Below are 12575 nucleotides of genomic sequence, written 5' to 3'. Positions count from 1 at the left end.
GGGCCTTGGCCAGCGGCGCGGCGTTGCTCGGCGACCAGGATGGATGACGTACCCCGATGGATCTGGCAGGAATCCACCGGGTCGGGACGGACTCACTGCGGGGTCCGCACCGGACGCACGAAGGGCCCCGTCTCTCGACGGGGCCATTCTTCAGCCTGTTTCTTGCGAGGAACCCGGGGCGTCCTCGCTCGGGAGGAATCGCATCCTTGGCCAGGCGGCGGCACTCGAGGCAACCCTGCACGCTTGCAACGAGGCCGCCACTTGGGTGAGCGAGGTGGCCTTCGAGCGCGGGGAGTTCAAGAACTTCGCCTTGCGCAAGCATGTCTACGACACCGACTTCGACTTGATCGAGCCGGTCGCCCGACAGCCGCTCAGACGGGGAGCGGTAGGCCGACGGCGTGGAACAGCCGGTCACGGGAGGCCGCGGCCTCGTCGAAGACGGCGCCCCCGGCCTTCAGCACACCGTTCTCCTTGAGGACATCACCGGCCACCACGACCAGGTCGACGTTGCCGGCGTGGCCGCCCGCGACGATCGTGGCGGCGACATCCGTGGCGGGCAGCATGTTGGCGTGGTCGAGGCGGATCATGATCAGGTCGGCCTCCTTGCCGGGCGTCAGGCTGCCGGTGCGATTGTCGATGCCTGCGGCCCGTGCGCCCTCGATGGTCGCGAAGGACAGCAGGTCGGCGGCGTCGAAGGTCGGCAGGCCGGGGATCCGGTCCAGGGGTCCGGCCGCGCCCGCGAGGATCAGCTGCTGGTAGGCGAGCGTTGCCCGCATGACGCCGAACATGTCACCGCTCACGATTGTCTCGGTGTCCACGCTGAGGCTCGGGCGGACACCGGCGGCCAGCAGCCGGTTGGTGGCCGGCTGACCGAGGCCGGGCATGAAGACCTCCAGGGCGCCGGCCACGGACGCGGTGGCCCCGTGCGCGGCAAGCATCCTCAGCTCCTCGTCGGTCGACGTGCAGCAGTGGATGAACGTCATGTCGGAGGCCAGCAGCCCCGTCTCGGCGAGCTGCCGGATGGCCTGCTGATCCGCCCCCCACTCACCGAGGCCCACGTGCATGCTGATCCGCAGGCCCAGCTCCCGGGCGAGTCGGATGTCCTGCGCGGACACGTCGCGGGTGGACAGCTCCGGTCCGCGGAGCATCGCGTTCAGCGTGACCCGCGCCGAGTCGTCGGACAGCACCTCGTTGCGGATGCGCCGGATGTCGGCGGGATGTGTGCGGTTGCTGCCGAACTGCCACTGCTCGGCCTCCGTCGACGGCCAGCCGTGGTCGAAGACGGCGCGGATGCCCGAATCCCAGTGTGCCGCGATCGCCGCGTCCGAATGCTCGGAGCTGTTGCTGATGTGGGACTCGTCCCGCACGGTCGTCACCCCGGAGTCGAGAGACATCAGGTCCGCCGCCAGGTTGCCGACGTGGACATCCCGAGGTTCGAAGTGCTGGCCGAGGCCGATCTGTACGTTGCTGCGGTACTCCTCATAGGTCCAGGCGGGGCCCAGGTTGCGCAGCGCCCCCTGCCAGTTGTGGCGGTGGGTGTCGATGAAGCCGGGCAGCACGGCGTTCCCCGTGCCGTCGACGACCCGGGCCCGGTCGTCGGACAGGTCCCGGCCGACTTCGACGATCCTGCCGTCGGTGACGAGGATGTCGCCCACGAAGTTGCCGAGCTTGTCGTCCTGCGTCATCAGGTACGCGCCCTTGATCAGGATGCGTTCCTTGTTCTGCGGCTGACTGTGGGACATCTGTTGTTCCTTTCGTGCCGTGGGCGGCACTGTGTCGCTTGTCCGTTGAGAAAAAGACGGTGGGTCAGGTCCGCGCCCGGTCCGGGCACAGACGTGGATCACTTGTCGGTGGTGCCACGTGGGCGCCGGGAGGCGATCCAGACGGCGGCGAAGGTGAGCAACGCGCCGAAAATGGTGAGGACGGAGGGGGACTGACCGCCGGAGGGGACCAGGAAGTCCAGGGCGATCGAACAGGCGAGCTGTCCCGCGATCGAGGCCATGCTCAGCAGCAGGACACCGATCCGGCGCACGAGGAATGCCGAGACGCCGATGAACACCATGCCGCACAGGCCGCCGAGGTAGACCCACCAGCTGGTGGGCAGCGGGTGCCCCGACGTTCCCTGGACGAGTGTCCTCACGCCCCAGGCGGCGGTGAGAAACACCGCTCCGACGCAGAAGTTGAGCCAGGTCGCGGCGAGCGGCGAGCCCGACGCGGCGGTCGACGCCCCGTTCAGGGCCTGCTGCACGCCGAGCAGGAAGCCGGCGGCGATCGCGGCGAGAGCGGGCAGGACGATGGTGGCGGGCGCGGGGGTGTCGGCGAAGCGGGGCAGCGCGGACACGACTGCGGCCACCAGGATGACGGCCGCTCCCGTGAGCCGGGCGGCGCCCGGGCGTTGCCTCAAGCCGCCGCCGATGCCCCGGGCGTCCACGATCAGACCGCCGAGGGTCTGACCGGCGATGGCTGACACGGTGAACACGGCGATGCCGGTGATCAGCGCGGCGGTGGACTGGGCCAGCGCGAACGTGCCCCCGAGTACACCGGCCAGGAGGTACCGGCGGGGGAGGCGACCGTCCCGGGCGGCCCCGGCCAGTCGGCGCAGCGCGCCACGCAGCCCGGAGGAGAAGAGGGCGAGGAGGGACAGCAGGACGAATCCGCCCGAGAAGCTGATCGCTGCCGCAGCGATGCCGTCATCGAGGCGATGACTCAGTTCGCCGTTGAGCCGGGCCTGTACCGGTACCACCATTCCGGCGGCGATGGCCGCCGCGACGGCCAGGAATCCGCCGCGGGACCCGGACGGGCGGGAGTGCCTCGGTGACTGCGAGCCGGGCCTGGCAGGACGGCGGTCTGACGCAGGCGGTGCGGTGGGAATGGTCATGTCGAAGCCCTTCAGGAAGGCAGGAAGGGGTGCGGCCGGACAGGGCCTTGTTGTCCCGGCCACTGGTGTCCGGTCGGGCACCAGTGGCCGCGAAGTCGGGGGCGGTTCTCGCTCAGAAGTCCGTACGTGCGATGTCGTCGAGGATCGACGGCCCCTGCGGCGACCAGCCGAGTACGCGCCGGGCGGTGTCGCCCGAGGCCCGCTGGTCGAGCAGGAGGGCTTCGCCGAGCAGGCCGAGCCGGTCGAGTGTCTGCACGACGGGCTCGGGCTCGACGCGTCCGGCCAGACCGACGGAACGGCTCACCGCTTCGGTGATCTCCCGTACGGTCGGGTTCACGCCGCCGACGCCGAGGAAGTACGAACCGGCCGGGGCCTTCTCCAGCGCGAGCACGTACAGCTCGGCCAGGTCGTCCACGTGCACGGTGCTCCAGTGCTGGTCACCGGGCCCGACCATGGTGAGGGCCGGGGCGTTCCCCGCTGTTCGCGGGCCGGCGGCGACGAGGTTCAGCAGGCCGCCGCCGTGCCCGTACACCACCGCCGGTGCGATGACCGAGGTCCGGACGCCTGGCGCCTCGCGTACTTGTTTGGCAAGCGGCACCCGCCAGGCGGTCAGGCGCGGGGCGTTCATGGCGCTCGACTCGGTGATCGCGGCACCGCTGCCGTGCAGCCAGACGCCGGTGGTGTGCACAAAGGGCCGGTCCGTGTCCCGCAACGCGCGCAGGAAGCTGGTGACGGCCACCTCGTCGACGGTCGCACTGGTCTCGTCACCCGGTGACGCCACGTGGACCACACCGTCGCTCGCGGCCGCAAGCTCCCGGAGAGCGTCACCGTCGGACAGGTTGGCAATCGCCGGCTCCGCGCCCCTGGCCCGCACGAGTTCGGCATTCTCGGCGGAGCGGACCACAGCGGTCACCTGGTGGCCGCCGGAGATGAGCCGGTCGAGCACCGAGGCTCCGATGTAGCCGGTGCCTCCGGTGAGCAGTACGCGCATGGTCATCCTCTTTCACTGACGTCTGACTTTTCCTGGACGGGGCGGTAGTCCGCACGACAACGGTCACTCTGACTGGCTATCGTGTCCAACGAATGTTTCCGAATATCCAATCGGACACGTCGATAAATGAGAGACCGGTGGATCAGTGGATCAGAGGAGACTGGAGTACTTCCTCACGGTCGCCGAGGAACTGAACTTCACACGGGCGGCCCAGCAACTGCACGTAACACAGTCCACGCTCTCGGCGGGCATCAAGGCACTGGAGCAGGACCTGAAGGCCGAACTGCTCATCCGCTCCACACGGTCGGTCAGACTGACAGAGGCCGGTTCGGCGTTCCTGCCCGAGGCGCGTACCGCGATCGAGGCACTCGACCGGGCCAGGGCCGCGGTGGAGCCGCTCTCCACGGGGCTGCGCGGCAGCCTCACCGTGGGCGTTCTCAGCGGACTGACCGTTATCGACGTGCCCGCACTGGCGGGCGACTTCCACCGGCGCCATCCGGAGGTCCGGTTGCGTACCGAGACCTCCCAGCGGGGGACCTCCGGGCTGGTCGAAAAAATCAAGGAAGGCCACGTCGACGTGGCCTTTGTGGGAGCCGATATCACGGACGCACACCTCAGAGTGAGGGCCGTCAAGAGGTACCACGTCCAGTTGCTGGTTCCCGACGGTCACCCTCTGGCTCTCCGGAAGAGCGTGCGGCTCAGGGACGTTGCCGGGGAACCCTTCGTCGACATGCCAATAGGGTTCGGGCAACGCCAGATCGTGGACGACGCGTTCGCGAGGGCGGCGCTGTCCCGGCGCGTCCTGATCGAGGTGTCGGACATCACCACGATCGCGGAGTACGTGGCGCACGGTCTGGGCGTGGCGCTGCTGCCCCCGGACTTCGCGGAGACGGCCGGGGACGCGGTGCGTCCAGTCCCCCTCGCGGACGCACCTCTGTCCTGGACGCTCAGCGTGGTTGCCTCGGCGACGCGCCCGCCGACGCGGGCGCTGCACGCCTTCCTCGACCTCATCCCGCACCACATCCGGCGCGACCGCGTGTTCTAGGCAGACGTACGCGACCACGTACGAATCACTGCCCGGGAAACGCCGGACTCGCGCGGACAGGGCGTTTACTCATGACCGAGACACGGTTGAAGGCGTTCATGATGATCGCCACCTGGCCAGTTGTTCTGCTGTCGTCCCCCATGCCGCACGGTCGTGCGGTACGTGCCGCACGCAAAACACCCTCCTGACCACGTTTCCGCAGGTCAGGAGGGTGATGAGAGCGGTAGCGGAGGGATTTGAACCCTCGGTGACTTGCGCCACACTCGCTTTCGAGGCGAGCTCCTTCGGCCGCTCGGACACGCTACCGAGGGAGACCTTACAGCACGGCGGTGCGTGGTTTGAAATCGGTATTCGCCGGTCCGGGCGGTGCGATCGGCCTCAGCGGTCGCGGAAGAAGTCGGTGAGGATCCGGGCGCACTCCTCGGCGAGCACGCCCTCGATCACCTCGGGCCGGTGGTTGAGCCGGCGGTCGCGTACGACGTCCCAGAGGGAGCCGGCGGCGCCCGCCTTGTCGTCGCGGGCGCCATAGACGACGCGGTCCACGCGGGACTGGACGATCGCGCCCGCGCACATCGTGCAGGGCTCGAGGGTCACGACGAGCGTGCAGCCCGCCAGCCGCCACTCTCCCAGCCTGGCCGCCGCCCGCCGGAGGGCGAGGACCTCGGCGTGAGCCGTCGGATCGCCCGTGGCCTCGCGTTCGTTGTGCCCGGTCGCGAGCACGGTCGTACCGTCCGGGGACAGCACCACCGCGCCGACAGGGACGTCCCCGCCCCGGACGGCGTGTGCTGCCTCGTCCAGGGCGAGCCGCATCGCGTCCCGCCAGCGGTCGCGTACCGGGTCCGGCGGACCCGGGGTCAGTTCCCCGGTCCCACCGGTCAGCGGACGGCTTCCAGGATGTCCGAGGCGCCGAGCGCGTCGGCGATCTCGGTGAGCGCGTCGTCCGACAGGGTCAGCAGCTCCTTCTCGCCGACGCCCAGGTCGTCGAGGATTCTGATGTCACCGACCGGGCCGTGCGGCACGGCCTCGGCGGAAGGGCTGTCGTCCTCGCCGTCGCCCTCGGTGTCGTCCTCGGCTTCACCGTCCTCGGTGCCGTCGAGGTCGAGGGAGTCCAGGTCGGCGACGTCGTCGTCACCCGGATCCCGGCCGAGCAGTTCGTCGGTGAGCAGGATCTCGCCGTAGCTGCTGCGGGCAGCGGCGGCGGCGTCCGAGACGTAGATGCGAGGGTCCTCCTCGCCGTCAACGCGAACGACGCCGAACCAGGCGTCCTCCTGCTCGATGAGTACGAGCACCGTGCTCTCGTCGGACGAGGATTCCCGAGCCAGGTCGGCCAGATCCGACAGGGTCTCCACATCGTCGAGCTCTGTGTCGCTCGCTTCCCACCCGTCTTCGGTGCGCGCGAGCAGTGCGGCGAAGTACACCGTGACTCTCCCACTGGTCATAGGCGTGCCGGTTGGGGGTCCCCCCGGCGGAGGTTGGCGGGCGGGGAGCGCGGAGCTCCGAGCCCCGCCCACTCGGAATCGTGGCAGAAACAAGGCGTTCAGGGGACGTCTTCGGCACCCTGTGTCCGCCCGGTTTGATCGTCCACCAGCGGGATCGTACGCGGCTCGGGCACCGTCGAGGTACGCGGGCGGGTTTGAGGCGGGTCGCACTACCAGCGGAATGTGCGCATGCGCATGGCGTGACGCAGGCGTGCCGCCTTGGCGCGCCGGGGCTGGACGCGGTCACGCAGTTCACGGGCCTCGGCGAGTTCGCGCAGGAAGACCGCGCGGCGCCGCCTGCGCTCGGCCTCGGTCTCCCGCTGTGCCTCACGGTCAGTCATGGCTCACCACCCCGTACCCACCCGTACGTCCCTCCCACTTTCCCTCTGACGGGCGGTTTGATGCCAGCACGAGGGTGACCTGGACCCGGTTACTGTTAGGGCATGCGTCTCCACGTCGTCGACCACCCCCTGGTCGCCCACAAGCTCACCACGCTGCGCGACCAGCGCACCGACTCCGCGACCTTCCGGCGGCTCGCCGACGAGCTGGTCACCCTGCTCGCCTACGAGGCCACGCGCGACGTGCGCACCGAGCAGGTCGACATCACGACGCCGGTCGCCTCGACCACCGGCGTCAAGCTGTCCTACCCGCGTCCGCTGGTCGTCCCGATCCTGCGCGCCGGCCTCGGCATGCTGGACGGCATGGTCCGGCTGCTGCCGACCGCCGAGGTGGGCTTCCTGGGCATGATCCGCGACGAGGAGACGCTCCAGGCCTCCACGTATGCCACCCGTATGCCTGAGGACCTCTCCGGGCGTCAGGTGTACGTCCTCGATCCGATGCTCGCCACCGGCGGCACCCTGGTCGCGGCGATCCAGGAGCTGATCAAGCGCGGCGCCGACGACGTGACCGCCGTGGTCCTGCTCGCCGCCCCGGAGGGCGTGGAGCTCATGGAGCGCGAGCTCGCGGGCACGCCGGTGACGGTGGTGACGGCATCGGTCGACGAGCGCCTCAACGAGCACGGCTACATCGTCCCCGGCCTGGGAGACGCGGGGGACCGGATGTACGGGGCCGCCGAGTAGGCCTCTTTACGAGGTACGAGGTACGAGGTACGAAGTACGAGGTTCAGCAGTCCTTCTTCGACGAAGTGGGCGTCGGCTGCGGCCCGGCCAGTGCGGCCAGGGCCTTGTCGGCGTCCTTCTTCGTTGTCAGCGCCTTGAAACCGGTGCCGATGATCAGGTCGACGTCGGTGCCCTTGCGGGTGGCTGCCGTGCGGCGCTCGGCGGTGCTGAGCTGGGTGGCGAGCACCGGCAGTGAGGTGTTCAGGGAGGCGGCGGGGCCGAGCAGTATCCCGGTGCCCGTGACCTTCTTGTCGAAGGCCGCAGTCGCGTTGCCCACGCTGCCGATCTTGAAGCCGCGCTTCTTCAGCTCGTCCGCCGTCTGCTTGGCCAGCCCGCTGCGGGTCGTGGCGTTCAGCACGTTGACGGTGATCTGGCCGGGCTCGGGTACGTCGGCCGCGCTCGGTGAGGGGCTCGCCTTGGACGAGCAGTCCGACTTGGAGCCGACCGCCGAAGCATGCTCGCCACCGCCCGTGAAGACGTCGATGAGCTGCAGCGTGCCCCAGCCGATCAGTCCGAGGGCGGCGACCGAGGCCACGACCCCGACCGCGATCCTGCCGCGTCGCCGAGGTCGCCGCATGCGGGGGTATTTGTCCCCCTTGATCCGGTACTGGCCGCCCATGCCGGGGGGAGTCAGCATGCTCATGGGCGCAGCGTAGTGCGCGCGGGCGGTGATTCCTACTAGATGATCATTACCGGCGTGCAGTTCAACCCGTTAGGGCCACCAGTTGGCCATTAGTCCAGTTCGAGGACGCGTGCGTGCAGCACTTGGCGCTGCTGGAGTGCCGCGCGGACCGCGCGGTGCAGGCCGTCCTCCAGGTACAGGTCGCCCTGCCACTTGACGACGTGCGCGAACAGATCGCCGTAGAAGGTCGAGTCCTCGGCCAGGAGCGTCTCCAGGTCGAGCTGGCCCTTCGTCGTCACGAGCTGATCGAGGCGGACCGGGCGCGGTGCGACGTCCGCCCACTGCCGGGTGCTTTCCCGGCCGTGGTCGGGGTACGGCCGGCCGTTTCCGATGCGCTTGAAGATCACACGGAAAGCCTACCGGTCAAGCCTCTCTGGGCGCAGCCTCCCGGCCCGGGCCGCACGAGCAAGTACATACAGATTATGGCCGATATCGGTCAAAGGGGGTGGGTGTGATCTCGTTGCTGCCACATTCCCCCCATGGATGATCGAAAGACAGCTGTCGGGTATGCGCGGCAGAGCCTGGGCCGACCGGACGGGTCGGCCGGCTCCGTTCGAGCGCAGTTGGCCGCATGCCGTGCCGAGGCGACAAGGCGTGACTTCCGGTACGAGGGTGCGTACGTGGATGAGGCCGCGTCGGCCTACAGATCGGGATTCGCCCGCCCGGAGTTCGAGCGAATGCTGACCGATGTGCGGCACGGGAATGTCGACGTGGTCGTTGTGAACTACCTGAGCCGTCTGTCCCGGCAGGACGTGGGTGCGGTGCGGTGCGGTCCCTTGCGGGGTCCTGCGCGAAGCAGGTTCTTGGGTGGGTGGTCTGCCGCCGTTCGGATACGCGGTGACCGAGGCGCGCAGGGACGGTCTCACGATTCGGCAGTTGGTCGTGGCGCCTGAGGAGGCCGAGGTCATCCGCGATGTCGTACGCAGAATTCTCACTCACAAGGGGGAGGAGGCATCGGCGGGACGACGTCACCCCGGGTCGCTCTCCGGCATCTGCGCGGAGTTGAACGCAAAGGGAGTTCCGACGAAGACCGCACGGCTCGCCGACAAGTGGCGGGGCTGCCGGATCCGCCGATGCGAAGGGGCGACGCGCACCGTCCTTGTGGGAGGTGTCAACGCTCAAGAGGATTCTGCGGGATCCGCGGTTGGTTGGTCACGCGGTGGAACCGGTCTACGGCCCGGAGCCGACGGGCGGACCCGGTGTCCGGCGCTCCGTCGTCGGGTACCGGAGCGTTGTGGACCCACGGACGCTGATGCCGGTGATGAGCCATGAGCCCGTCCTCGGAATTGCCGAGTGGGAGGAGCTACAGACATGGCTGGACACCCGTGGGCCAGGGAAAGGCGGGCCACGGGCCGGTTCGCTCCTGAGCGGTCGGGGAGTGCTTCGCTGTGAGTGCGGAGCGACCATGTTCAGCAATGGCACGATCGGCGCCACTGCTTCGTACCGCTGCTCCCGGCCGAAGGGGGCGACAGGTGGGCATGACGGCGGGAACAGCATCAAGCGAGAGCACCTCGATGAGTACGTGGTCCAACGGATCTTCACCGAGGTCTCCTGTGCCGACCAGGGACGACGGAGCTCGGTGGAGCTTCTTGCCGAGGCCGGCACTCGCTTCGGCTCGGCAGCGGACCTTGTGAGCGGCGTTGTCGCGAGGCAACAAGTGGGAGCCCTCCGACGCCGGTCGTCGAACGACCGTCGTCTGGGCCGCGCGGCGCTCCGGCCAGCGATGGGCCCGATTGCGGGGGAGGCGCGCCAGGCGGGAGTCCCGCTTGGCGCGCCACCTGTGGATCAACCCCGCTTCAGGCTCTTCGGGGCGCGACGCTGGGGATTCGGTTCTTTCACCTGTGGTTTCGGATTGTTGCGTACGGCCTCCGCGCGCAGCAGGGCGCGCAGGACCGCGTACGGGTCGTTGGGCATGGCTGTGTCGTCCTTGCTGTAGGGGTGCTGATGGGCCGGGGAGTTCACGGCTCGTGTCAGCAGCGCAGGACCACCGTGCGGAGGGTGTGCAGGACGGGCCGGATGCGTGACGGCACCGGAAGCTGCGGGGCGGGCGGCGGTGGGGTGAGCCGGGTGCGCGGGCGGGGTGCCGGGCGCAGCGGTACGACGTGCGGCCGTCCGGCACGGGCCGGTGACCGTACGACGGTGTCGTCGCATTCGACGACCGCCGCGCCGGCCTCCGCCGTGACCGTCACCGCATGCGCGGTGTGCTCGCCCGGCACCAGCAGGGCGAGCAGCAGGACCAGGACCCGCGACCAGACGCGCACGGCGTTCACAGTTCGCGTGGCACCCGACTCGCGCGACCGCGGATACCGATCGCCGTGACGATCTCGACGACACCGACCACGACCAGCCACCAGCCGCCGACCAGCGTGAGGACGGCGACCGACTCGAAAGGGGAGACGATCAGCACGACGCCGGCGACGAAGGTGAGGACGCCGAGGAAGATCTGCCAACCGCGGGCGGGGATCGAGGAGTCGTGGGCGGCGGCCAGGGTCTGGGTGATGCCGCGGATCAGCCAGCCGATGCCGATCCACAGGGCGAGCAGCAGGATCGACTGCATGGGGCCGCGGAAGCAGAACAGGCCGAGCAGGATCGACAGGGCGCCGCTGATGAAGGCCAGGACGCGCAGTGACGTCGTCCGGTGCGTGCCGAAGGCGGCGGCGAGCTGGAGTACGCCGCTGACCAGGAGGTAGAGGCCGAACAGGATTCCGGCGGCCCGCAGGGACTGGCCCGGCCAGACCAGGACCAGGATGCCGAGGACCAGGGAGACGGTTCCGGTGAGCAGTACGGCCTGCCAGGCAGTGCGTGACAGGACGTGCAGGGGGCCTTCGAGCGGCGGTTCGGCGCCACCGGGGTGGGGCTCGCGCACGGCGGCATGCACCCGGCGGTCGTCGTACTCCGGACCCCAGGGGGAACCGCTCGGTGCCTCGGTCATGTTTCATGCTTTGACCGAACGGGACCCGAATGCCACCTGGCGTGGGCCAACCGGCTTAATTTCCGGAGGACTTCCCAAGGGCTCCGGAAGGCGGGTGCCCTACTTGCCCGCGGCCTTCGCCGCCTTCGCCGCCGCCTTCATCTCCTGCTTGTGCGCGCGGACCTTGGCCAGTGACTCCGGGCCGGTGATGTCGGCGACGGAGCGGAAGGACTCCACCTCGCCGTAGGCCCCCGCGGCCTCCCGCCATCCCTTCGGCGCCACCCCGAGCTGCTTGCCCAGCAGGGCGAGGAAGATCTGGGCCTTCTGCTTGCCGAACCCGGGCAGGTCCTGGAGCCGCTTGAGCAGCTCGGTCCCGCTGTCGACGCCCTTCCAGACGGCCTCGGCGTCACCGTCGTAGTGCTCGACGAGGTACTGGCACAGCTGCTGGATGCGCTTGGCCATCGACCCCGGGTAGCGGTGCACCGCCGGCTTCTCGGACAGCAGCGCGGCGAAGGCCTCGGGGTCGCGCGCGGCGATGTCGTGTGCGTCGAGGTCGTCGGCGCCCATGCGCTGGGCGATCGTCGCCGGGCCCTTGAACGCCCACTCCATCGGCACCTGCTGGTCGAGCAGCATGCCGGTGAGCGCGGCGAGCGGGCTGCGGCCGAGGAGCGCGTCGGCCTCGGGGTCCTGGGCGAGGTGCAGGGTGACGTCCATGGGTCGATGATGCCGGGTGCGCGCTCAGGACGCGCGCCAGTACCCCAGTGCGTGCATCCGCTCCTTGGGCACGCCGAGTTCCTTGCGGACGTATGCGCTCAGCCTGCGCGTCGTCGCCGTGTCGCACGCGATCCAGACATACGGGTCGGCAGTGCCCTTGATCAGTTCGGGCAGGTCCGCCTTCACCCGCTCGACCAGATGCGTGCCGGAGTCCAGCCGCAGCACCTGGCGCAGCTCGTGACGGGACGGGTCGGTGCGGCAGGGCAGGTCGTCGACGCCGCCCTCGAACCAGATGGTCGCCGGGGCCGAACCCAGGGCGCCGAGCAGGGAGTTGAGGGCGGGCAGCGAGGCCGGGTCGCCGATCGCGAAGACATGGGTCGGAGTCGGGGTCGGTTCGTCGAACCCGGTGCCGTGGACGGTCGCCTCGACGGTGTCGCCGGGCTTGGCGGACCGCGCCCAGTCGCTGGCGGTGCCCTCGTGCAGGGCGAACTCCAGGCTGAAGGTGCCGGCCGCGGCGTCCGGGTCGACGAGGGTGTACGCCCGCTGGTGCGGCTTGCCCCCGTTGTCGAACCACAGGCGGACCCACATCGTGGGGTGGACGCCGGTCGTGGCGAGCATGCCGCCGTCGGTGAGGTGGAGACGCCGGTAGTGCGGGGTGACGTCCTCGGCTCCCGTCACCGTGAACACGAAGTCCTTCGCGCGCAGCAGTTTGAGGACCGCACCTTCCCAGCCGTGCCCCTGCCCCATCGTCTCTTCAC

16 protein-coding genes, 1 tRNA gene and 1 pseudogene are annotated in these 12575 nt (G+C 69.6%); 4 read left to right on the top strand and 14 right to left on the bottom strand.

Annotated features, from left to right (window positions below; translation table 11 throughout):
• Positions 1-371: 371 nt before the first annotated feature.
• The 3 genes from KCH87_RS44955 to KCH87_RS44945 all read right to left on the bottom strand — a co-directional run bounded on the left by KCH87_RS44955 (position 372) and on the right by KCH87_RS44945 (position 3869).
• Positions 372-1742, bottom strand: a complete 1371-nt coding sequence (locus KCH87_RS44955) for an amidohydrolase family protein (protein WP_210593740.1) — start codon at positions 1740-1742, stop codon at positions 372-374.
• 98 nt (positions 1743-1840) lie between these two features.
• Entirely contained in the window at positions 1841-2878 is a 1038-nt protein-coding gene (locus tag KCH87_RS44950; protein WP_247197776.1) for a DMT family transporter, read from the bottom strand.
• A gap of 112 nt (positions 2879-2990) precedes the next feature.
• Positions 2991-3869 carry an NAD-dependent epimerase/dehydratase family protein gene (locus KCH87_RS44945; protein ID WP_247197775.1) on the bottom strand — a complete coding sequence of 293 codons (879 nt, stop codon included), beginning with the start codon at positions 3867-3869 and terminating at the stop codon, positions 2991-2993.
• 145 nt (positions 3870-4014) lie between these two features.
• Between KCH87_RS44945 and KCH87_RS44940 the strand changes: the two genes are divergently transcribed.
• The gene (locus tag KCH87_RS44940) at positions 4015-4914 is read left to right on the top strand and encodes a LysR family transcriptional regulator (RefSeq protein WP_210593738.1); all 900 of its coding nucleotides are present in this window, start codon (positions 4015-4017) and stop codon (positions 4912-4914) included.
• Between the two features lie 221 nt (positions 4915-5135).
• On the opposite strand, the gene KCH87_RS44935 is transcribed toward KCH87_RS44940, so the two are convergent.
• The 4 genes from KCH87_RS44935 to KCH87_RS44920 all read right to left on the bottom strand — a co-directional run bounded on the left by KCH87_RS44935 (position 5136) and on the right by KCH87_RS44920 (position 6733).
• Positions 5136-5220: transfer RNA gene (locus KCH87_RS44935), tRNA-Ser, on the bottom strand.
• A gap of 72 nt (positions 5221-5292) precedes the next feature.
• Entirely contained in the window at positions 5293-5724 is a 432-nt protein-coding gene (gene tadA, locus KCH87_RS44930; protein ID WP_247197774.1) for a tRNA adenosine(34) deaminase TadA, read from the bottom strand.
• Between the two features lie 65 nt (positions 5725-5789).
• Positions 5790-6332 carry a hypothetical protein gene (locus KCH87_RS44925; protein ID WP_210593777.1) on the bottom strand — a complete coding sequence of 181 codons (543 nt, stop codon included), beginning with the start codon at positions 6330-6332 and terminating at the stop codon, positions 5790-5792.
• Between the two features lie 230 nt (positions 6333-6562).
• Positions 6563-6733 (bottom strand): hypothetical protein, encoded by a 171-nt coding sequence (locus tag KCH87_RS44920; RefSeq protein ID WP_210593737.1) that lies wholly within the window; start codon positions 6731-6733, stop codon positions 6563-6565.
• A gap of 102 nt (positions 6734-6835) precedes the next feature.
• Here KCH87_RS44920 and upp point away from each other — a divergent pair, with 102 nt between their 5' ends.
• Positions 6836-7471, top strand: coding sequence for a uracil phosphoribosyltransferase (upp, locus tag KCH87_RS44915; protein ID WP_210593736.1), 636 nt, complete (start codon positions 6836-6838; stop codon positions 7469-7471).
• 43 nt (positions 7472-7514) lie between these two features.
• Here the strand turns inward: upp and KCH87_RS44910 are convergent, their stop codons facing one another.
• Together KCH87_RS44910 and KCH87_RS44905 are read right to left on the bottom strand one after the other, a co-directional pair.
• Positions 7515-8153: a LytR C-terminal domain-containing protein gene (locus tag KCH87_RS44910; protein WP_247197771.1), complete on the bottom strand. Its 639-nt coding sequence runs from the start codon at positions 8151-8153 to the stop codon at positions 7515-7517.
• Positions 8154-8242: 89 nt separating this feature from the next.
• Entirely contained in the window at positions 8243-8539 is a 297-nt protein-coding gene (locus tag KCH87_RS44905; RefSeq protein WP_003999914.1) for a type II toxin-antitoxin system VapB family antitoxin, read from the bottom strand.
• Positions 8540-8671: 132 nt separating this feature from the next.
• On the opposite strand from KCH87_RS44905, the gene KCH87_RS50890 reads away from it, so the two are divergent.
• Together KCH87_RS50890 and KCH87_RS50885 are read left to right on the top strand one after the other, a co-directional pair.
• Positions 8672-9085 carry a recombinase family protein gene (locus KCH87_RS50890; RefSeq protein ID WP_210593735.1) on the top strand — a complete coding sequence of 138 codons (414 nt, stop codon included), beginning with the start codon at positions 8672-8674 and terminating at the stop codon, positions 9083-9085.
• Between the two features lie 359 nt (positions 9086-9444).
• Positions 9445-9717, top strand: a pseudogene (locus KCH87_RS50885) (zinc ribbon domain-containing protein); the annotation flags it as partial.
• 260 nt (positions 9718-9977) lie between these two features.
• Here KCH87_RS50885 and KCH87_RS50335 read toward each other — a convergent pair.
• The 5 genes from KCH87_RS50335 to KCH87_RS44875 form a co-directional block, all read right to left on the bottom strand.
• Positions 9978-10106: a hypothetical protein gene (locus tag KCH87_RS50335; RefSeq protein WP_282613079.1), complete on the bottom strand. Its 129-nt coding sequence runs from the start codon at positions 10104-10106 to the stop codon at positions 9978-9980.
• A gap of 56 nt (positions 10107-10162) precedes the next feature.
• On the bottom strand, positions 10163-10453 hold the full coding sequence (locus KCH87_RS44890; RefSeq protein WP_210593734.1) for a hypothetical protein: 291 nt from the start codon (positions 10451-10453) through the stop codon (positions 10163-10165).
• 5 nt (positions 10454-10458) lie between these two features.
• Positions 10459-11124: an HdeD family acid-resistance protein gene (locus KCH87_RS44885; protein WP_210593733.1), complete on the bottom strand. Its 666-nt coding sequence runs from the start codon at positions 11122-11124 to the stop codon at positions 10459-10461.
• A 99-nt stretch (positions 11125-11223) separates the two neighbouring features.
• Positions 11224-11817 (bottom strand): HhH-GPD-type base excision DNA repair protein, encoded by a 594-nt coding sequence (locus KCH87_RS44880; RefSeq protein WP_210593732.1) that lies wholly within the window; start codon positions 11815-11817, stop codon positions 11224-11226.
• A gap of 24 nt (positions 11818-11841) precedes the next feature.
• Positions 11842-12564, bottom strand: a complete 723-nt coding sequence (locus tag KCH87_RS44875; RefSeq protein ID WP_210593775.1) for a siderophore-interacting protein — start codon at positions 12562-12564, stop codon at positions 11842-11844.
• Positions 12565-12575 lie beyond the last annotated feature (11 nt).

The organism is Streptomyces sp. GESEQ-35, from assembly GCF_017948485.1.
Lineage (GTDB): Bacteria > Actinomycetota > Actinomycetes > Streptomycetales > Streptomycetaceae > Streptomyces.
Note: the sequence above shows the minus strand (reverse complement) of the source record. Positions and strands in the feature narration are given on the sequence as shown.